Annotated in this window: 23 protein-coding genes and 2 pseudogenes; 14 read left to right on the top strand and 11 right to left on the bottom strand. The window is 56.1% G+C overall.

What is annotated here, in order from left to right:
* Positions 1–145: 145 nt before the first annotated feature.
* Positions 146–1411, bottom strand: coding sequence for a prenyltransferase (locus tag E1958_RS15015; protein WP_133512583.1), 1266 nt, complete (start codon positions 1409–1411; stop codon positions 146–148).
* A 319-nt stretch (positions 1412–1730) separates the two neighbouring features.
* On the opposite strand from E1958_RS15015, the gene E1958_RS15010 reads away from it, so the two are divergent.
* Positions 1731–2915 carry an NnrS family protein gene (locus E1958_RS15010; RefSeq protein ID WP_243725281.1) on the top strand — a complete coding sequence of 395 codons (1185 nt, stop codon included), beginning with the start codon at positions 1731–1733 and terminating at the stop codon, positions 2913–2915.
* Positions 2916–2983: 68 nt separating this feature from the next.
* Here the strand turns inward: E1958_RS15010 and E1958_RS20395 are convergent, their stop codons facing one another.
* From E1958_RS20395 to E1958_RS14995, 4 genes are all read right to left on the bottom strand, one after another.
* A complete protein-coding gene (locus E1958_RS20395) occupies positions 2984–3157 on the bottom strand; it encodes a hypothetical protein (protein WP_166664668.1) in 174 nt (57 codons plus the stop codon).
* Between the two features lie 117 nt (positions 3158–3274).
* Complete coding sequence (locus E1958_RS15005; RefSeq protein ID WP_207787889.1) at positions 3275–3721, bottom strand: hypothetical protein; 447 nt, start codon at positions 3719–3721, stop codon at positions 3275–3277.
* The gene (locus E1958_RS15000; protein WP_133512581.1) at positions 3705–4532 is read right to left on the bottom strand and encodes a CbbQ/NirQ/NorQ/GpvN family protein; all 828 of its coding nucleotides are present in this window, start codon (positions 4530–4532) and stop codon (positions 3705–3707) included. Before E1958_RS15000 ends, E1958_RS15005 begins: the two co-directional genes overlap by 17 nt.
* Before the next feature lie 305 nt (positions 4533–4837).
* Positions 4838–5659, bottom strand: coding sequence for a DUF2189 domain-containing protein (locus E1958_RS14995; RefSeq protein WP_133512580.1), 822 nt, complete (start codon positions 5657–5659; stop codon positions 4838–4840).
* 892 nt (positions 5660–6551) lie between these two features.
* On the opposite strand from E1958_RS14995, the gene E1958_RS14990 reads away from it, so the two are divergent.
* From E1958_RS14990 to E1958_RS14940, 11 genes and pseudogenes are all read left to right on the top strand, one after another.
* Positions 6552–6992, top strand: a complete 441-nt coding sequence (locus tag E1958_RS14990; RefSeq protein ID WP_133512579.1) for a hypothetical protein — start codon at positions 6552–6554, stop codon at positions 6990–6992.
* 147 nt (positions 6993–7139) lie between these two features.
* Entirely contained in the window at positions 7140–7394 is a 255-nt protein-coding gene (locus E1958_RS14985; RefSeq protein WP_243448500.1) for a type II toxin-antitoxin system HicB family antitoxin, read from the top strand.
* On the top strand, positions 7391–7612 hold the full coding sequence (locus E1958_RS14980; RefSeq protein ID WP_133512578.1) for a type II toxin-antitoxin system HicA family toxin: 222 nt from the start codon (positions 7391–7393) through the stop codon (positions 7610–7612). Before E1958_RS14985 ends, E1958_RS14980 begins: the two co-directional genes overlap by 4 nt.
* A gap of 49 nt (positions 7613–7661) precedes the next feature.
* Positions 7662–7880 (top strand): annotated as a pseudogene (locus tag E1958_RS21360) (hypothetical protein); the annotation flags it as partial.
* A gap of 77 nt (positions 7881–7957) precedes the next feature.
* A complete protein-coding gene (locus tag E1958_RS14970) occupies positions 7958–8509 on the top strand; it encodes a JAB domain-containing protein (RefSeq protein ID WP_133512577.1) in 552 nt (183 codons plus the stop codon).
* Positions 8472–8693, top strand: a complete 222-nt coding sequence (locus E1958_RS14965; RefSeq protein ID WP_133512576.1) for an AbrB/MazE/SpoVT family DNA-binding domain-containing protein — start codon at positions 8472–8474, stop codon at positions 8691–8693. Before E1958_RS14970 ends, E1958_RS14965 begins: the two co-directional genes overlap by 38 nt.
* A 133-nt stretch (positions 8694–8826) precedes the next feature.
* Positions 8827–9084 (top strand): type II toxin-antitoxin system VapC family toxin, encoded by a 258-nt coding sequence (locus E1958_RS14960; RefSeq protein ID WP_207787890.1) that lies wholly within the window; start codon positions 8827–8829, stop codon positions 9082–9084.
* A 106-nt stretch (positions 9085–9190) separates the two neighbouring features.
* A complete protein-coding gene (locus E1958_RS14955) occupies positions 9191–9835 on the top strand; it encodes a JAB domain-containing protein (protein WP_133512575.1) in 645 nt (214 codons plus the stop codon).
* Between the two features lie 448 nt (positions 9836–10283).
* Positions 10284–10457, top strand: a pseudogene (locus E1958_RS22095) (YgiT-type zinc finger protein); the annotation flags it as partial.
* Positions 10458–10496: 39 nt separating this feature from the next.
* Entirely contained in the window at positions 10497–10778 is a 282-nt protein-coding gene (locus E1958_RS14945; RefSeq protein WP_133512574.1) for a hypothetical protein, read from the top strand.
* A gap of 6 nt (positions 10779–10784) precedes the next feature.
* Positions 10785–11114 carry a hypothetical protein gene (locus tag E1958_RS14940; protein WP_133512573.1) on the top strand — a complete coding sequence of 110 codons (330 nt, stop codon included), beginning with the start codon at positions 10785–10787 and terminating at the stop codon, positions 11112–11114.
* A gap of 402 nt (positions 11115–11516) precedes the next feature.
* Here the strand turns inward: E1958_RS14940 and E1958_RS14935 are convergent, their stop codons facing one another.
* Both E1958_RS14935 and E1958_RS14930 read right to left on the bottom strand, forming a co-directional pair.
* Positions 11517–12932 carry a cbb3-type cytochrome c oxidase subunit I gene (locus tag E1958_RS14935; RefSeq protein ID WP_133512572.1) on the bottom strand — a complete coding sequence of 472 codons (1416 nt, stop codon included), beginning with the start codon at positions 12930–12932 and terminating at the stop codon, positions 11517–11519.
* A 24-nt stretch (positions 12933–12956) separates the two neighbouring features.
* Positions 12957–13409, bottom strand: coding sequence for a c-type cytochrome (locus tag E1958_RS14930; RefSeq protein ID WP_133512571.1), 453 nt, complete (start codon positions 13407–13409; stop codon positions 12957–12959).
* A 158-nt stretch (positions 13410–13567) separates the two neighbouring features.
* Here E1958_RS14930 and E1958_RS14925 point away from each other — a divergent pair, with 158 nt between their 5' ends.
* The gene (locus tag E1958_RS14925) at positions 13568–14299 is read left to right on the top strand and encodes a Crp/Fnr family transcriptional regulator (protein ID WP_133512570.1); all 732 of its coding nucleotides are present in this window, start codon (positions 13568–13570) and stop codon (positions 14297–14299) included.
* A gap of 188 nt (positions 14300–14487) precedes the next feature.
* Positions 14488–16227 carry a cytochrome D1 domain-containing protein gene (locus E1958_RS14920; protein ID WP_133512569.1) on the top strand — a complete coding sequence of 580 codons (1740 nt, stop codon included), beginning with the start codon at positions 14488–14490 and terminating at the stop codon, positions 16225–16227.
* Positions 16228–16378: 151 nt separating this feature from the next.
* On the opposite strand, the gene E1958_RS14915 is transcribed toward E1958_RS14920, so the two are convergent.
* From E1958_RS14915 to E1958_RS14900, 4 genes are all read right to left on the bottom strand, one after another.
* Entirely contained in the window at positions 16379–16600 is a 222-nt protein-coding gene (locus tag E1958_RS14915) for a hypothetical protein (protein WP_133512568.1), read from the bottom strand.
* A gap of 10 nt (positions 16601–16610) precedes the next feature.
* Positions 16611–17144: a hypothetical protein gene (locus E1958_RS14910; protein ID WP_133512567.1), complete on the bottom strand. Its 534-nt coding sequence runs from the start codon at positions 17142–17144 to the stop codon at positions 16611–16613.
* A 71-nt stretch (positions 17145–17215) separates the two neighbouring features.
* Positions 17216–18319 carry an Rpn family recombination-promoting nuclease/putative transposase gene (locus tag E1958_RS14905; protein ID WP_133512566.1) on the bottom strand — a complete coding sequence of 368 codons (1104 nt, stop codon included), beginning with the start codon at positions 18317–18319 and terminating at the stop codon, positions 17216–17218.
* 113 nt (positions 18320–18432) lie between these two features.
* Positions 18433–20034 carry a cytochrome D1 domain-containing protein gene (locus E1958_RS14900; RefSeq protein ID WP_243725280.1) on the bottom strand — a complete coding sequence of 534 codons (1602 nt, stop codon included), beginning with the start codon at positions 20032–20034 and terminating at the stop codon, positions 18433–18435.
* Between the last annotated feature and the right edge of the window lie 4 nt (positions 20035–20038).

Genomic DNA, 20038 nt, shown 5'->3' with positions numbered 1-20038 from the left:
GCTGTATGAAGGTTTATGATGTTTCAATGTTCCACAAACCGGCCGAGGGAGGAGAAAAAATCAGGTTTCTCCCTCTCAGTTCGACTTATTAACATGAAAGAAGCCATATTAAATGGCATTCAGTTACCGAAAGAGATTTTCAAGTCTAAGGATGAAACGTTGTTACCGCGTCGGATCTTAGCCGGAAGTGAAAATTATCAAATCTCGCGCGCCGGATGACCAGCGGCAACCGAGGAAAGGAATTCTTTGTCTTTGTGGCTTTTATTGTGTGGAGGCAAATATCGACTTCATGGAACCGGTGGTACAACTCCACAAAATCCATGACCCATAGACAACATTGCATCTCAGCCTGCTTGTGGGCTTCGTGGCTGAAGCGGGACGTCTCTATTTTCACATAGGATGTGACCAGGATACGCCGCGCAGATGGACTGGCGTCAAGCAGCATCCCCACGCTGAAAAGTGCCGGTGTGAGAAGGCATAGCACGGCGTTCAGCGCCAGCGACGGCACGAGAGCCGACGTAACGGGACCGCCAGCCTGGATGGTCCTGTTCACTCCGCGATAGACCGCAACGGCAATCGGCAAGGTGCTCATTGCAATCAATGCCGTGGGCGGCAGAAGACCTGCCGCCACGCCGAGACCGAGACTCGCGAAAGCGAGGACTGCGAACAGTCCGTAAACAAGGAGGCTAGGTTGAAATCCCAACGCAACGGGAAGGTTATCCCTGCCCCCGGATCGGTCTGCCTCCACGTCCGGAAACTGGTTCAGCAGGAGCAGATTACTGACAAGAAAAAACGGAACCAGCGAGGCGAGTAAGGCACTCCCAGACCAGGTACCGGTCACGGAAAAGTAGGTACCGACAACCATCAGGGGACCAAAACCAAGTCCGGGGGCGACCAGGCATAGCCAGCGATTGCGGCTGATCTTACTCGTGTAGAAGTAAACGAGGACCAATCCCGAGGCAGCGATAGGCAGGAGGCCCCAACCCACGCGCCAGACGAGGACCAGCGCACAAAGGGCTGCCAGCACCAGCGCCCCCAGCCCGATCATGCGCGCCGCTCCCGCCAGCCCGGGACCGGCAACCAGGGTCCCGCTCCCGCCGCTGAACGGCGTGCGTACGGTACGCAGGTCGAGTCCCGACCGGAAATCTTCGTACTCGTTCAGCGCATTGACGCTGACGTGAGCCGCGACCGCACTGATCATCGCTACGGCACCGGCCGTCCAATCCACGGCAGCATCCGAAGCATGCGCAACAGCAATCCCAAGCAGCACACATATCGGCGTCAATAGGAGAAAAGAGGGGCGGATAATGCCTAGAATGGGTGGATAGCGCACGTCATAGGCTCCGGTGTGTAACCATCTAAAAGGCTGTTTAAAAATTAAGATACTGATTTTAGGGTATAAAATCTTCAAATTTCACGCTCGTTCCTACGCTCCAGCGTGGGAACGACAGCTTGTCCGCTCCAGCGGACGCAACTCCTCTGTGCTGATCGGCGTTGGCGGTTAGCCTACCGAGGCGCTTAATCGACGCTGGAGCATCAGATCCCTCCTGCGTCGGGACCAGGTCTGCTCCCACGCTGGAGCGTGGGGAGCCAGCCGAAAATCAATGCCAGTAGAAAATCAATAGGTTAGTTTTTAGACAGCCTCTAAAGGGGAACCCCCCGATTGACACGAATCAAGGGCATGCCAGACATGGCGCAGATAGCATTTTTCTTTTTGCTTACGGAGTTGGATGATGCCAGAGATACCCGTCAATATTCCCCACCAGCGGATGAGCCTATTCGCGCTCGGATTCCGGCCCTTTTTTCTGGGCGCAGGATTCTCGGCTTTGCTCTTGCTGGCCGCGTGGATCGGTATGCTCGAAGCCTGGATTCCTTTCGGATCTTACTACAGCGGCGGCACCTGGCACGCTTATGAGATGCTTTTTGGTTACACAGCCGCGGCGATCGCCGGATTTCTGCTTACTGCGGTACGCAACTGGACCGGCATCGAAACTCCTACCGGCATCGCACTGGCTGCGTTGACGGGTCTGTGGCTCGCGGGGCGCATCGCCCCCTTCCTCCCGCTGCCGGAAGTTGCCGTTGCGGCCTTGAACGTCGCCTTCTTCCCAGCCCTCGCGCTTAGCCTGTACCAGCCACTTTGGCACGGACGGAACAAGGTCAACCGGGTCTTCCTCGCCCTGCTTGCCGTCATGACCATTGCCTCACTACTGGTCCACCTCCAGGCGATCGGAGTTACCCAGGATACTGCGCCGCGAGGGATTCGCTTAATGCTCGACGCTACCCTGCTAACGCTCTTGATCGTCTCCGGCAGGGTCATGCCGTTCTTCACGGAGCGAGGGGTGGCAGGCGCTCAACCGCGGAGTCGAGTCATCGTGGAGCGGTTCACCTTCGCCCTCGCCTCCCTTTGGTTGGTCACCAACCTGCTGCTCCTGTCGTCGGAGCTCGCGGGCGCGATCGCGTTATCGCTTGCGTTGGTTCAGGCCATGCGTCTTGCCGGCTGGCACGACGCTCGAGTCTGGAGCATACCCATCCTTGCCGTGCTCTACGCAGGGTACATTTGGTTGATTGTCGGATTCGCCCTCGATGGGCTTGCCGGCCTGGGTCACTTACCAGCGTTCCCGGCGTTCCACGCCCTCACGGTCGGCGCTCTCGGGGGATTCACCCTCGGCATGATGGCGCGGGTCTCGCTCGGTCACACGGGGCGCGCGATGCGCTCGTCCATGCTTACGAACATTGCCTTCATCCTCCTGAATGCGGCAGCCTGGTTCAGGGTTTTCATGGCGCTCTTCTTTCCCGCGCAATACGGGACCTGGACTCTCGCCTCCGGGACCCTGTGGACGCTGGCCTTCGCGCTCTTCCTTTGGGTCTACGTGCCGATCCTGATCGCCCCACGTGCGGACGGTCGGCCGGATTAGCAGGCGCGTGGAGCTTCGCTTACGGTCTGATAGGAAACGATCGGCAGTTGCTCGCCGCCGCTTTGGATTCAGCCAGGCTTCCACAGGGCGTGTTGACTCGTACTCGTGATCGTAGCGCGCCGGCTGACCCGGTTTGGCTTAGCGTGCTTGATCTTGTACGCTGCGGCCTGGCCTTTGTTGACCAACTCGCTGAGCTGCGCCCGCTCTTCCTCCGTCAGACGTACAAGGTATTTTTTGTTCATCAGGCACCTCCTAAGCGACGCTACCAGGGTCTACCAGCACGCTTATATCACGGCTATGAACTTGCAATCTATGTCGAAAACAGGGGATCGGGTGGCAACCAGCAACATCGGTCGAAACTAGGTACTAGTACCCGTTCCGGGACAGCCTGCCGGCAAGGGACTCCCCACCAGAGGGAACCGCCAGCACTGTCCCGCCATGGCCTTGGCGAGGCCGACCACGCCGAACAGCACCAGGGCCGAATGGCAGGTCGTGAAGTAGAGGATCACCAGGGTCCAGGTGTGGATGCCCTCGTAGCCCCCGAGCAGAAGGATCGAGGCGTTGACGATGACCAGAAGAATCCCCGCCCACAGGCTGGCGGAGAAGGTCTGGTTGACGTGAGCGGCGGCGAGCGGTGGGGTTGCTCTGTCGCAACGCAGAAAGAGTACTCCCAGGATCAGAAACGCGATGACGGGAATCACCAGCAGGTTGGCGAGATACAATGCCTCCGCGGCAATCGCGAGCCGGATGCCGGCCGGCTGCGCCGGGGGCGTCGAGTCCGACCGCGGTTCAGGAGAGGGTGGCATCGATAACCTCTGCCAGGGCGGCGATGGTCTCGGCATCGTCGGTCAGAGGCTCGGCCAAGGCGGCGCGACAGGCGTCGCGCTTGTCCATGCCGCTCGTGATCAGGGTAGCCGCGTAGACCAGCAGGCGTGTGGATGCCGCTTCCTCGAGGTCGTGGTCCTTGAGCGCCCGCAAGGCCCCCGCAAGTCTGACCAGAAGCTGCGCCCTCGCTTCGTCGATGCCGGTTTCGCAGACGAGAATCTCGACCTCCGACGCAGGTGCGGGGAAATCGAAGCTCACCGCCACAAAACGCTGCCGGGTGCTCGGCTTCATGCCCTTGAGCAAGTTCTGGTAGCCCGGGTTGTAGGAGACCACGAGCATGAAGCCATCGGGTGCGTGCAAGGTCTCGCCGGTGCGCTCCAGGGGCAGGATCCGCCGATCGTCGGTGAGCGGATGCAGGACCACCGTGGTGTCCTTGCGTGCCTCCACCACCTCATCCAGATAGCAGATGGCCCCCTCACGGACCGCCCGGGTCAGGGGACCGTCGCTCCAGAAGGTCCCGTCGTCGCCGATCAGGTGCCGGCCGACCAGATCCGCTGCGGTGAGGTCGTCGTGGCAAGCCACGGTGTGGAGTGGCCGGCCGAGCCGAGCGGCCATATGCCGAACGAACCGCGTCTTGCCGCAGCCAGTGGGACCCTTGATCATCAGGGGCAGGCGATTGCGGAAGGCGTTCTCGAACAAAGCGACCTCGTTACCCTGGGGCCGGTAGAAGATCGACCGAGCGTCGCCGGTGGGCTCGGCTTTCTTCTCCGCGCTTTGAGGTATCGCGTGCATGGGCTCCAGCAAGTCGTTCGATGCAGGCTTTGGTAGTACCATGTATCGTGATGAACTTTCGGTTGAACGCTACGAGCAATTCTTCGAGATTCGTGCTTTTGTCCAATGGTACAGGATTCACAGGATTTCCAGGATTGACAGGATTTTTCTTTGTTTCAATGCATGTTACCGTTGATGGCAGTTCAGGACCACGAGGTAAAAAAATCCTGTTAATCCTGTCCTATTAGAAGGTTGCAATGAGTATTCAGAAAAAGTGCCACCTTTTTCTGCGATGGGAGAATGACACGATCACGACATATCGAGCACTATCGCTGACCTGATGGCATTACACCTGAACCTGGGTCAAACGGGAAGGGGAACACCCTCCGGTACAGCGCAAAGCTGGCATAAGCGAGTACCGGAAACAGCACCACGAAGAGCGGTAGCATCAGGATGGCGAGCAAGGTGCCGCCCGTCAGAATCAGCCCCCAGGCGATGCTGGTGAGAAAATTGCCGAACACGGCGCGTACACTGGCGAGCACGGCCTGAACAAAATCGGCGCGTCCTTCATGCAACAGTGGAACCGAAAATGCGGAGATGGCGAAGATGATAAATGCCAACACCGAGCCCATGAGCAAGCCCCACAGCTCGAAGGCGACCACCTGAGGCTCCAACCTGATCAACCAGGGCAACTCGTAGGGTAGGTGCTCGCTTCCGATCATCAGGGCGTAGAGAACGGCCGCATCGGTGATCCAGATCAGGAACAGAAAGGTGCATAGCGAGGCGACCAGCCACAGACCGGCGGGTGCCCGGGCGAAGGTGGCAAAGGCGTCCGAGAGGCGCGCTTTACGGGCGTCCGCGGCGATTGCCGCGAGCCGGAAAAATCCCGTCAAGAGCGCCGGACCCACAAGCAGAAATCCCCCGGAGACGGGTAGCGCCATGGGGGAGAGACCGAGATAGCCGATTACTGCCAGCAGCACCAGACCGACCAAGGCAAATACGCCGGCGTAGGCGATGCTGGCAGCGGGCAGGGTACGGAAGATCTGCCAGCCGGTTACCAGCGAATCCACCAGGTCGGAGAACCTGAAGGGGCGCGCCGTGACCCTGAGGGCGGAGGCTGCGGGATCCAAGGCCCTGTCCGTGCTCATGATTGTAAATCCCGGCTAGCCCCCCCGGTTTCGGAGAGTGTCGCAAAAGTCCTTTCGAACCACAGAGAACACAGAGAAAGGCACCGGCCAATTCTCTGCGTTCTCTGTGCCCTCTGTGGTTTAAACTTCACGGACTGGCCGCTGACGCCACCGTTTTTGCGACACCCTCCCGGCGGGAAAGGAGCTTGTTGTGCCGGTCTGGAAGCATTCGTGTTCATTCGTGTCCATTCGTGGTTCTTGTTTTCGGTTTTTGTACGCAGCTGTACTAGCCATTGCTTGCCTCAATACCGTATCGTCCGACCAGCATAGAGGTGGTAGCCATAGGGATCAAGACTAGATGGAAGTTCGCCGTAGTTATTCGCTCAGGAGACCGAGGCAACAAGTCGTCCGCAGATTTTAACTCATTGTTTCTAGTACTCCATTTCATCTAATTTTACCGTCTGTCATTTCGATCGCAGCGAGAAATCTTGTGACTTGAGTGGTTGTCTTATCGCCAAAGATCCCTCGCTACGCTCGGGATGACAGCTTCCTTTGGTCGAGATGACAGAGACTGGTTTTACCAGAAAATTTCGGTGAAACAGCGTACTAGGAGCCTGTCTGGCTTACGCGCTCGTAGCGAGGGATTGAGGGGCTCAAGGCAGGTTTTTTTGCTCGGTCGAGACGAAGTAGCGGACCTATTTAACGAGATCGGGCGGGAAATCCAAGCGGTTTCCTCTCGATTCCGCAGTAGAACAGTCGTAAGTCGTAAGTCAGACAGGCCCCCAGGTGCGTTGATGGAGATATTCATGGATTTGAAAAAGAAGTAATAGTTGTGGTATAGAAGGCGTTTCGACGTACTTAAACACGGCGATTCGCCGTCTACTGCCTGTTAGGGCAAGTATGAGGCAGGTTTATGGATGAAATTCAGTTGCTTTGGGCTTACTACGAAGATCAGAGAGATAATGCTCTGAAGTTTGATCAGCAAAGAACGTCAGTTACAGGATTTTCGTTTCTATCTGCCGGCGCTTTGTTTGCCATTCTAGCCAATAAGGGATTTGGGGAGTACTCTGCTATTGTTTCAATATTTCTTATTTTACTTGGTATTTTTGGAATATTAGCAACGAGAGAGTTGCATGAACGAGCAGAATTCAATTTCTCCAGGGCAAGAGTAGCTCTATCGAAAATTGAACAGAAAATAGGAAAATCAATTTTCGAAGAAGTAAAGGAAGAGGCAAAGATAGAGCATCAAGGTACGTATCGGATGGCAATGCGCATCCGACTCCATTTCCTATGGATGATTCCAAATATATTTATCACTATTCTTGGACTAGCATCTTTGTTGAAATCGATATAATGGCCCTAACAAGGCAAATTAACTCGTAAAAAAGGACATCCATCTTATGCGCCCGCGCCGTGGATGAGTGGCTGATGGGCAAATCGGATTTGCCCTAACCGTTCAGCTACGCCCTTATGGTTTAAATGAATCGGATAGACAATTGCTTTGGGCGGGAATATCGTACCCGGCGAAAAAACAGGGGAAGGTGAAACAATGAGACAAGTGGTTCTCCATCCAGGTGAAGATGGCTATTGGGTTGCCGAATGCCCAAGCTTGCTCGGTTGCATCAGTCAAGGAAAGACGAAACAAGAAGCCGTCACTAATATCAAAGAGGCAATTGAGGGATACATTGTTTCTCTTGAGGAAGATGGACTGCCAGTTCCTGAAGAACACTTTGAGGCACTAGTGGTAGCCATATGAGCGGATTACCGAGGATATCAGGGAGAGATTGCGTCAAAGCACTTGGCAGAGTTGGGTTTCACCTGAAGCGACAGCATGGGAGTCATATGATTTTGCGCCGAGATGATCCTTTTACCCAGGTTGTTGTCCCCAACCATAAGGAACTAGACAGAGGTACTTTGCGTGCCATCATCAGACAAGTAGGTCTCGGCGTAGATGAGTTTGTGCGGTTGTTGTGAAACTGTACTTGCCTGAAAAGTAGCAAAAAAGGACGCCCATCTTGTTTGGGGCGTCGAGCTCGACGGGCGCGGCAATGTTAAAGGCTCCACCGAAGGTCCGGATGCCTACCACACCTCCCTTCCCGGCGTTTTCACCGCTGGCGACATACGCTGCGGCCAATCCCTCGTCATCTGGGCCATCCGCGAAGGCTGCCAATGCGCCCGCGCCGTGGACGAGTGGCTGATGGGGAATCGGGTTTGCCGGGGTGAGTGGTGCTGGGTACAGTAGTGCCGAAGTACCGACATCGTTGGTTTGGTTCTGTCATTGGGAGTTTTTTTGCCGCAAATGAACGCGAATCAACGCAAATGGAATCAGAAGATCAGGACCTCACCGATCATTTTATTCAGGCAGGCAAATTCCTCAAGGTCGAAGTAATCGATCATTTAATCATCAGCGAAGAAACCTATCATAGCTTTGTCGATTCGGGAATCTTCAAGAAACTCCAGGCAAGTGAACGATGGATTTTGCCTTATAAAGTCAAGGAGAGGATCAGGAAGGAGGGAGAAAAGAAGGGTAAAGAAGAAGGGTTGAATGAAGGGATTCAACTTGGGAAGGAGCAAGGATTAAGAGAAGGGGAGAAGAAAAAAGCTGAGGCCATTGAGGCGGCTAAGGTCGAAGAAAGAATTGGAATAGCAAAGGCATTGAAGAAAAAAGAGATCAGTATGAAAATCATTGCAAAAACTTCGGGGCTTTCAATCGAAGAAACAAACAAAATGGGTGTCCTTTTATTACACCTCTACACCTCAGCCAATGCAAAAACTTGCAAATATCCAAAGGTAATACTATATTTGTATTACATTTTGCTTGGAGGTACGGAATATGCAAGTTACTACAAAAGGCCAAGTTACGATTCCTAGAGATGTAAGGGAAGCTTTAGGAATATCTCCCGAAACGGAAATCGATTTTGCTGAAGATGGTGGTCGGTTTTATATCGTAAAAACCGGCGCGCCAAATGTAACAGGAAAATTTAGAAAATTCAGAGGGATAGCGTCAGCTAGAATGTCTACTGATGAAATAATGAATCTTACAAGGGAATCATGATGAATGGCATTTTGGTTGATTCCTGCGTATTGCTAGACTTATTCACTGATGATGAAAACTGGGCTGATTGGTCAGAAATACAGCCAAACTAACACGTTGTATATCAACTCAATCATATATACGGAAGTATCTATTGGTTTTAATCGAAATCGAAGAAGTTGAAAATGCCATAGATGCGTTGGGTATTAAGGTATTGGAAATACCGAGGGAGGCTTTGTTTTTGACCGGGAGAACTTTTATAAAATACAGAAAAAGCAAAGGCATTAAAAAATCACCATTGCCTGATTTCTTTATTGGCGCTCATGCTTCGGTTTCCCAATTTGGGTTAGTGACCAGGGATTTATCAAAATATAAAACCTATTTCCCGCAAGTACAGCTATTCCATCCATAGAGGATTAAGCAGCTCGTAGGTTGGGGTGGGCTTGCGAACCCCAACAAATTTTCACTAAGCTATGCCGCGCGCTGAGTTTGGTCAAGCCCCTATAAAAGGCCCCGCAATGGAAGTCAAATTAAGCAAGCAACAAAAAGTCACCGTAAACAGTGCGGAAGACATCTATCTGATCATGCGTCAAATTCTCCGTAGAGAGAATAAAATCGGTCAAGGTCAGGAACACTTCTGGATGGTAGGTTTGAATCAAGCGAACAAAATCCTCTATATCGAGTTGGTCGCTCTGGGGTCTGCCAACATGATCAACATCAAACCCAGAGAAGCCTTCCGCATGGCGATTTACAAGCTCGCCGTTCAGGTTATCATGGTCCATAACCACCCCGGTGGGAATGTAACGCCTTCAATCGAAGATCAGGACCTCACCGATCATTTTATTCAAGCGGGCAAATTCCTCAAGGTCGAAGTGATCGACCATCTCATCATCAGCGACGAAACCTATCATAGCTTTGTCGAGTCGGGGATCTTCAAGAAATTTCAGGCAAGCGAACGCTGGATTTTGCCTTATAAACTCAAGGAGAGATACAGGAATGAAGGCAAAAAGGAAGGTAAAAAAGAAGGATTAAAAGAGGGTGAGGAGAAAGGCAGAAAAGAAGAAAAAATAGAAATGGCAAAGGCTATGAAACGAAAAGGTATGGATATTCAAGACATTGAAGACATTTCTGGATTGACAATTGAAGAAATTCAAAAACTATAGAACCCAAATAGGCTAACCAGAAAAGGGGCCAGGCTCAATTGATGGGTCGTTTTCACAGCTCATTCGCCTAACATTTGGCTGCGAGCGACCCACTGCCGCGGTCCGGCTCCTCAGCAACCTTCAAGCTCAGTGCTGCGTGAGATTAAAGGACACCCATCTTGTTTGTGACGGCCGAACAAGCAGAAAGGAGTTTGCTCAAAGCAGGTTTCCAAAGTGTAAGGGGCAAAGGAAGTCATAAGTTGCGGCGGAGAAAATGAAAGCTCCTAACGGTTGCCGCCGAACCGGCACCCTGATAGGGTATCGCTATGATGACAGTGACCGACATCGAACACGTCATTGAGAGTCTTCCAGCCCCTGAGGTATCCCAGCTGGCTCAATGGATCGAAGATTACCAACTGATGCTCTCGGCATCCGCTGACGTCTTCCGTATGCTCGACGCAAGAGAGAAGCATTCAAGCACAAAACACAGTTTGTAATACTCAAAGATGTGACAATTGGCATCTGCGATATGTGTGGAAATCGCTACTACTCAGCAGATCTTATTCATGCTGTTCAGGATATCGCATCAGGAACGAAAGCGCCTGAGAAAATCGAAAAAGTCCTTGTGGGTCGTGCAGCCTAACAAGGAAAATTAACACGGACCACAAAAGGCTGACGCCTTTTGTGGTCCGGTTATTTGCCACGTTATGCCCTCACAGAACTAAAGGGTCATGCTGAACAAAAAGGAGGTATTGGATGTCAACTCTGTATAAACACAGATGCAAGGCTGAGAGCAACGATAGCTGAAGCGGCATCAGCAGAAGAAGATGCTGCAATTAAACAACTGACTCGTGATGAACTTGCAAATGCTAAAGCATGGGAGCAAAGGAGAAAGACAGCAAAGCATATAAAGGAAACACGAGAAGATTGGCAAAAAACAATATTGGGCAGTGGCTCAGTTTGAAAATTTATGCTTGGCCGCTCACTTTCCGGCCCATTTAACGCCAGGATGCAATGGTGCCAAGACGCAAAGATTCTTTGTTCTTTCTTTGCGTCTTGGCGTTCTTGCGTTTTTTCGCAATTTCCGATTTTTCGCGAACTGAGCCACTACCCAATATTGGGAGAGATTGATTTCAAATCGAAATTAATTGAAAAAATCCAAGATCCTGCATCAAGAGCCGCTGTTCAAAAAAAACTAGATGCTGCCTTAAGCGATTTGGTGTCATCGGAATTCATGCCTGTAATAGAGAATATGCCAAAAATAACAGAAAAGGAACGAGATTATCTTCCAATGAAATGAACCAAAGGCATAACAATCACATGCACTCGGACAGCAAAAAGCGCCGCTTCTATCGTCGCTCTACTTTTTGCGCCGGCTGATGCTTGTCGTTATGCCCCATAAGGAGGGTTTGGCTAGATCCCCCGGATCTCCAGGGGGCAGTTTTCAGTTGTCAGGCTTTGGACTGATAACTGCCCCCTGATAACTGATAGCTGTCCCCTGACAACCGGATGATGCGGTTCGCTGCCTGCCTGTGCGTCCCTGCACAGGCAGACGTTCACCGCATCCTACGTCCTACGGAGCAAGCAGGCGCGCACAATCGAATGTCGGGTTACGAGATGTTTGCATCCCTCATCATCGAAAGGCGCGCCTAACCCGACCTACGCACTATCGGGCACTCCCTGTGCCCGTGGAGAGGGACGATCAGGCCGAGGCGGGCGAGGCGGCGGCTTCGCTGCTCACAGCCGGCTCTTTTGCGTCTTTGGCGGCGGCAAAGAAGCTCCAGATGTAGACCACCAGTCCGATCAGGAACACCACGCCCGCGAGCTCACGCAGCCAGTAGAAGAGCGCGACCTTGTCCTGCACCACCATGAACTGCTGGGGAGCCTCGCTGAAGCGCTGCAGGTAGACCTGCAGGATTCCCGCCGCAGTGAGGAACAGGGTGATGAAGACCATGGACACGGTCATCAGCCAGAAGCTCCACATTTCCAGCACTTGGGAACGCATGCTGTTGGCCTCGCGGCCGTTCAGCAACGGCATGGCGTAGGAGATGATGGTCAGGCTGATCAGGACGTAGGCGCCGAAGAAGGCCAAGTGCCCGTGGGCCGCGGTGAGCTGGGTGCCGTGGGTATAGAAGTTGATCGGTGCCAGGGTATGCAGGAAGCCCCAAACGCCCGCGCCGAGGAAGGCCATCATGGCTGTGCCCAATGCCCACAGGACCGCTGCTTTGTTGGGGTGGTTACGCCGGCGCCGGTTGACCATGTTGAAGGCGAACACGGTCATCAGAAAGAAGGGGATGGGCTCCAGCGCGGAGAAGATCGAGCCCCACCACTGCCAGTACTCGGGGGCGCCGATCCAGTAGTAGTGGTGGCCGGTTCCGATAATGCCCGTAATCAGCGCCATGGCGATGATGACGTACAGCCACTTCTCGATCACCTCGCGGTCCACGCCCGTGGTCTTTATCAGTACGAAGGCCAGGATGGCGCCCAGGATCAGCTCCCATACTCCCTCCACCCACAGATGGACGACCCACCACCAATAGTACTTGTCCAACACCAGGTTAGTCGGGTTATAAAAAGCAAACAGGAAGAATACGGCAAGCCCTGTCAGGCCGATCAGCAGCACCAGGCTCACCACCGTCTTGCGGCCCTTGAGGACGGTCAGGGCGATGTTGAACAGGAAAGCGAGGGCCACGATCACGATGCCGACCTTGGTGATGGTGGGCTGCTCCAAGAACTCCCGACCCATGGTGGGCAGGATGGCGTTACCTGTCATCTTCGCCAATCCCGAATAAGGCACGAACAGGTAGCCGGCAACGGTGAGGCCCGCGGCGGTAAGAAAGATCCAGAACATCGCGACCGCCAGCCAGGGGACGGCGAGCTCGCGCTCCGCCTCTTCCGGGACCAGGTAGTAAGAGGCACCCATGAAGGCCATCAGCAGCCAGACGATGAGGGCGTTGGTGTGAACCATGCGGGCCACGTTGAAGGGGATTTCGGGGAACAGGAAGTCCCCGATGACGTACTGCAGGCCCATGATCAGACCGAACAGGATCTGGACCACGAACAGTGCGATGGCTGCGATGAAGTAGGGCTTGGCGACAGCTTGTGATTTATATTTCATTGATACGTCTCCGGGTACGGCAACTCAGCCCTGGATGTTCGGCGGCCAGCCGGCCGTATTAATCTCGGAGCTATACTTCAGAAATTCGGCGATGGCGTCGAGCTCCTCGTCGCTAAAGTTGAACTGCGGCATACTGCGGCGTCCGGCGATGCCCTCGGCGGGACGGCTCCGGATGAAGGCCTTGATGGCATCCTTGCTGTTGCCGAAGCGCACATAGACGTTGCCCAGCTCCGGGGCGAAGTAGGCCCCCTCTCCAAGCAGGCTGTGGCAACCTATGCAGTTGTTGGTCTCCCACAGCATTTTGCCGCGCGCGATCTTTTGACCGACCTCGCTCGCGGTGTCGAGCTGGTCGCGCCGGTCGCGTTCCGGCAGTGCCCTGGAGGTATGGAAGGTCAGGGCAAGGAACAGCAACAGAAAGAATAGGGAGCCACCGTAGAAGATGTTTCTCGCCATCGACTTGGTGAAGGTTTGCGGCATGGGTGCGGGCCCTCCAAGCATAAAGTCTGAAGGAGTCAGTTTAATTTCCAGGGCTTTTAGGCCACCTTGACTCAGGTCAAACGGCGTTTTGAGTCCATGAGTCGCGGTGGGTCTGCCTAGGGCGCAAAACTCGTTATTCCAGTACGTTAGAGAGACGAATGGTAGAGATCGAAGAATTGCGCACCGGACCGTTGCTTTGCGGGCTTACGGAGGAGCAACTGGTGCGGGTTGCATGCCACGCCTCGTGCCTCAGACTGGACGAGGGCCAGCTACTCTTCAGTCAGGGGGACCCAGCCGAACGCTTTTATCTGGTGCTCAAGGGTCAGGTGCGGCTGTTTCGACTCTCGCCCGAAGGTGCGGAAAAGGTCATCGAGATCGTCACTCTGGGACAGACCTTCGCCGAGGCCTTGATGTTCCTGAACGCCCCTCGTTACCCGGTGTGTGCGGCAGCCCTTTGTCCGACCGAGCTCATCGGCATCGATGCCCGTGACTTTGCAAGCATGCTGCGCGATTCCGTGGACAGCTGTTTCGTCCTGCTGGGCAATCTGAGCCGGCGCCTGCACGCTATGATCGGGGAGATTGACAATCTGGCCCTGCACACGGCGACGAGCCGCGTCGCCCGTTATTTGCTCATGAAGCTGCCCGCGGGTCGCAGGACCTTGGATCTGGGGATGCGCAAGGGGGTTCTCGCCTCTCGCCTCTCCGTCAAACCGGAGACCTTTTCACGCGTTGAAAAGAAGCTCATCGAGCTGGGCGCTATCGAGGTTCAGGGTAGCCAGGTCACCATTCTCGATCAAACGGCCCTGGAGGAGATCGCAAGGCTCGGCCATTCGCAGGAGCTTACGCTGATGCCCTGTGCTTCCGCGGCGCGGCCGATTCGGGAACAGTGAAGTGATTCCCGCAACTTGCCCTCCCTGGCAACTGGATTCCGGCGTCCCAGCCGGAATGACGGCCTGCTTGTTGGTTCGCTCCCGTCTTTGATGTATGTCAAGGCTGATGCAGTGGGCGGTCTTTTACTGTGACCACGCTGTGACAACACCCTTGTCTCACAAACCCCAACGTTGCTGGGAGGATCCGAATGAACCGATTTGAACTCAAGCGTGCCGGCGGACTGCTGGCGCTTTCCGGCCTCGCCTTGGCCGTCACTGCCGCTATGGCCGAGTCACCCAAGGATGGGCATGCTGGAATGAAGAAAGAGGGGATGGCCTACGAAGGGGCCCCGACCGCGGTCGACCCGGCGACCACGAAGGACCTGATCGGCGGCGATGGACCGGAGATGACAACCGCGGAGTTCGACCAAGCGAAGAAGCTCTTCTTCCAGCGGTGCGCGGGCTGTCACGGCGTGCTGCGTAAGGGCGCCACCGGCAAACCACTGACCACGGACAAGACCCGCCAGCTCGGCACCCCCTATCTCAAGGCCATGATCACCTACGGCTCGCCGGCAGGCATGCCCAACTGGGGCACGTCCGGGGATCTCAGTGAGACCGAGATCGACCTCATGGCCCGTTACCTTCAGCATGAGCCGCCGGTGCCACCGGAATACGGCATGCAGAAGATGAAGGAAACCTGGAAGGTCCTGGTACCGCCGGAGCGGCGGCCGACCAAGCAGATGAACAGCCTCAAGGTGGAAAATCTGTTCTCCGTGACCTTGCGCGACGCGGGTAAGATCGCGCTCATCGACGGCGACAGCAAAGCGATCGTCACCATCATCGACACCGGCTACGCGGTCCACATTTCCCGCCTCTCCGCTTCGGGACGCTATCTGTTCGTGATCGGCCGCGACGCCAAGATCAATCTGATCGACCTGTGGATGGACCCGCCGCAGAACGTAGCCGAGATGAAGGTCGGTCTGGAGGCGCGCTCGGTGGAGACCTCCAAATTCAAGGGCATGGAAGACAAGTACGCCATTATCGGAACCTATTGGCCGCCCCAGTACGTGATTATGAAGGGCGACACTCTGGAGCCGCTGAAGATCGTCTCTACCCGGGGTATGACCGTCGACACCCAGGAGTACCATCCCGAGCCGCGCGTGGCGGCTATCGTCGCTTCCCATCACCACCCGGAGTTCATTGTCAATGTCAAGGAGACCGGCAAGGTCCTGCTGGTGAACTTCAAAGATTTGGACAACCTCAAGGTAACCGAGATCGCTGCCGCGCCCTTCCTGCACGATGGCGGGTGGGACGCTACTCAGCGTTACTTCCTCGCCGCCGCCAACAAGTCCAACAAAATCGCCGTGGTGGACTCCAAGGACCAGAAGCTGGCAGCCCTGATCGAGGTCGGCGCTATCCCCCACCCGGGGCGCGGCGCGAACTTCGTCGACCCCGAGCACGGTCCGGTGTGGGCTACCAGCCATCTTGGGGATAACTCCGTGGTGCTCATCGGCACCGACCCCGAGGGCCACCCCGACCAGGCCTGGAAGGTGGTGCGCAAGCTGGAGGGTCAGGGCGGTGGCTCCTTGTTCATCAAGACCCATCCCAACTCCAAGCACCTGTATGTGGATACCGCCCTCAACTCGGTCGAAAAACTGAGCCAGACGGTCGCCGTATTCGACACCGACAACCTGAAGGCGAAGTACAAGGTGCTGCCGATCGCCGAGTGGGCCGATGTCGGCGAGGGCGCCAAGCGCGTGGTACAGCCTGAATACAACAAGGCCGGTGACGAAGTCTGGTTCTCGGTCTGGAATGCGAAGGACAAGCAGTCGGCCATCGTGATCGTGGACGACAAGACCCTGAAGCCCAAGCACGTCATCAAAGACGACCGGCTCATCACCCCGACCGGCAAGTTCAACGTCTACAACACCGTACACGATGTGTACTAGGCCGTGTTGACCTTCAGCAGGTCCACGTAGATTGGGCAAAGGTGTAGGATGTGGTGAGTGGTGGCTCCAGGGACGGGGCCACGGCGAACCGCATCAATGGATGGCCCGTGCCTAACATTCGGTGTTCCGGGTTGAGCATACCACCTGCCTGTCAGGGACGGGGCCACGGCGAAGGGCGCGATGCCCTTTCGTAGATCCCGGAGAACATCTCTTCAAACGCAGTGAAGACGCGTTTTACCACCATTTCTGCCGAAGTGAGGTCGCCAGGCTCAAGCGCGGACTCCCACGGTTTTTCGTCCTTCCCCTCTGCGTCGGTCTTGAACATGCCATGGTCGAGCTCGGCGTCCAGGTGAGATTTGCCAAAGTAGCGCAAGCCCCGCAGCCTATTGAGCGAGCTGAGCGCTTTCGCCGTGCGGCGGAAGAAGACATGTCCCGCGCCCTCCAGGACATAAAGAAACACGATTCGATCGAGATCCGATGTGGATAGACGATCGCAACGAGCTGGAACGAGACGATGCGGGCAGCGGCATGTGTGTCGCTGAAAAGCTCGTCCGCTCGAGGTTGAGGGAACCCGAGCTTTTCCAGGTCCTGAAGGTACCACTCCTCGTGTCCTGAATCCCCACCTTATGCTCGGAAGCGATGGCCCGTAGCATCGGATCGCCGATCCTCATCTCGTTTTGTTCGAGGAGGTCCTGAAAAGTGAAGACCCAGAAGTAGAAGTACTGCGCGACCGACTCGATGTTAAGAGTTTTCGCGTCGAGTGCCGATAGCAGAACGTTTTGGTCGAGCTTCGCCTGTTTTCTCCTGATGAACTCGTGGATGGTCTTCATTTTTGTCCCCCCGATTTCGTCGCCTTGGTAGAGCAACGGCGCCTCGCTGGCGGAAAAGACCAGTAGTGCCTGGTAAGCATAGTCCACCCTAAGATCTCGTTTCAGCGCCGGGATCAGGCTTTTCCTTTCGCCCTTCCTCGAATGCTCTCGAATGTCGGTTATGGATGCTCGTCGCCGGTGGGCGACGTGGACCGTGCCTGACGCAAGATACGCAGCCAAGCGGCACCGTCGGGGCAGGAGAGGAGTGCATCGCCGAGATCCGATAGCTGCAGCGGGTCGGCAATCCCTGTCAGGAGCGGCCCGGCCTGCGTGGCGATCGCAGAACCGAAGCGATGACGGGCCTGGCGGGCGAGTAGGTGGCGCAGCTCTTGGCGGCCCTGTTCCAAGCCCTGTTCCAGGCCCTGTTCCAGACCTTGCTCCAGGCCTCGTTCCAGACCCTGTTCCAGACCTTGCTCCAGACCCTGCTCCAGACCCTCGCGTTTCCATTGGTCGGTCCAGCTCTCGACGCGATTGGACAACATATCATGTACCTCATGTAGATCGCTCAGTGACTCGAATTCTACGCCTGCAAGTCGCTTGGGGAGAAAGACCCGGTTGAGCCAGACGGTAAAGGCCCGCCGCAGACCGGTCTGCTCCGGTGCCTTGAGCCACTCGACCAGAGTTCGGAGGATGGTCAGCACCTCCCCAGGCGTGCGGCTGGCTTCGAGGCGGAAGAGCGCGGCGCTCAGGTTGCGCTGCGGCAGCTTGCCCTGCTCCGCCACGCGCTGCTCGTCGATCAGGAAATACGCCTGTTGTGGCCGGTATGGGTGCAGCACGGACGGGGCCGGCTCGATCAAGTCGTCGAGTGTGCGCGCGGCATTCCAGGGGTCGGCGCCATTGTAGAGCACGATGGGCAGCACCGGCGGCAGCCGGCCGGTGCCACTGAGCTGCCGGGTGCGGATCAGGTCTTGGTAGAGAAGTCCGAGGTAGGTCTGGATACGCACCGCCATCCAGCGATCTATCGTGGATTGGAATTCGAGCAACAGGTAGACATAGAGCCAGTCGTGACCCCAGCGCACGCGCCAGATCAGGTCGTCGGCCCGGTCGCGGAGGTCGTCGCTGACATAGCTGCCACTGCATTTCTCCAGCGTGGCCAGGTCCAGCTCATCGATCCAGGTACCCGGTATGAAGCCTTGCAACAGGTCGCTGACCATTGCGACATGCGAATACAACAGCTTGTAGCTGCTGTCGTGGGTTGGGCCGCGGTCTGTCTCTTGCTTCATCACCCTAAGACCTCATTTCAGAATTCTGCATATATATCCTTGTTATCGGTAGTTGCGAGCATCCATACTAGTACCTCAATCCGCCTACGGCGGACTGAAGTTTTTGGAGACAATCAATGACTTGTCCCGCGCGACCGGGTCAGTTTGTTGTGGACATTGTATTTACCGGAGGGCTTCTTCATCGGCAGGCGCTTGACCTCTTCCAGGCTCAAAGCGTCGTAGACGACGAGCGCCCCGTCCAGGTCCCAAATGCTGATCAGGGCGTAGCGCCCGTCCTTGGTGAATTCGACATGGGCTGAGGTCTTGCCGGGTGCGGGCCGCAGGGTCTTGACGACCTTGAGGGTCTGCTTGTCGATCACCTGCATGGCGTCCTTGTCCTGGCCGAAAAAGACGTCTACCCAGGCGTAGGGTGAGTTCTCGTGGCTGCGCATGAAGAAGCCGGGGCCCAGGGTCGGTATCTCCTTGACGATCTCCCAGGTCTTGGTGTCCAGGACGGTGACCTTGGACTCCTTGATGCTCGGGGTGGCGAGCACGACCCGGTCCTGCCAGGGCCAGGTGATACCGGAGCTCAGGTGGGGCAGGCTGGGTAGGGCAAGCTCGGTCACCGCTCGGCCCAGGTCCAGGTTCACCACTTGGCCCCTGCCGTCGCGGGAGCTGCCGACGATCCGCACATAGTCCTGGTCGATGAAGAAGTCGTCGAGTATGCCCTCAACCCGAATGCGCCGAATCGGGAAGGGCTCGGGGTCGATCTCTTCGCCCGAATCTTCACGATAGTCGTGGACCCACCGGCCGAAACCCCGCGGCGGCGGTATCCGGTAGCTGATCTCCCAGACCTCGGACAGGTCCTTGAGGGCCGCGATGAAGCTGGATCTGGGGTCCGCTGTATAGACGGCGCTGACCCGAGAGCTCCTGCCCTGGTGGTCCGCTACTGGGATGATTTTGACCGGGGACAGGTCACGGGCGTCCAGCACCACGAGGGTATGGGGCAGGTAGTTGGCCACCATGACGAAGCGCCCGTCGTGGGACACCGCCAGGTTGCGGGTATTGATGCCGGCCCGCACCTCGGCCACATAGGCCAGGTTGTAAATATCGTACTTGCTGATCCAGCCATCGCGGGAGGCAAAGTAGACATAACGTCCGCCCGCGGCGTACTTGGGTCCGCCGTGCAGGGCGAAGCGGGTGGGAAACCGATGGATGGGCTCGAAGCGGTCGCCGTCGAGCAGGGTCGCGTGGTGGTCTCCCAGCTCCACGACCACGAACAGGTTCTCGATGTCGGCGTCGAAGACGGGCCGGTCCTGCAGCGGCTTAGCGGGTGCGTGCAGGATTCGGCTGGTGGCGATCTCTTCCATGCCCCAGCGCGGGAGCTCGGGCAGTGGCGTGTAGATCAGGTCTACCAGGCGCCGGATCTGTTCGTCGCTGAGCTGGTCCGCGAAGGGCGGCATCTGGGTGGCCGGGCGCCCCTCGCGGATGACCGGGATGGCGGCCTTCTTCTTAAGGCGCTTGAGGTTCTCCGGCAATAGAGCGGGACCGATCCGACCGAGCCGGTCCGGGCCATGGCACTCGCCGCAGTGCTGCAGGTACAGGGTAGCGACCTCATCGGCTCGTGCGGATCCCTGGGGAAAGGCGGGAATCGTCAGGACGCAGATCAAAACAACAGACAGGCTCATTGGTACAGCAGTGCCGAAGTATCGGTAACATCGGTTCGGTTCTTTCATTGGG

It is taken from the genome of Candidatus Thiosymbion oneisti, from assembly GCF_004359955.1.
GTDB lineage: Bacteria > Pseudomonadota > Gammaproteobacteria > Chromatiales > Chromatiaceae > Thiosymbion > Thiosymbion oneisti.
The sequence above is the reverse complement of the archived record's forward strand: the minus strand, read 5'-3'. Positions and strand labels throughout refer to the sequence as shown.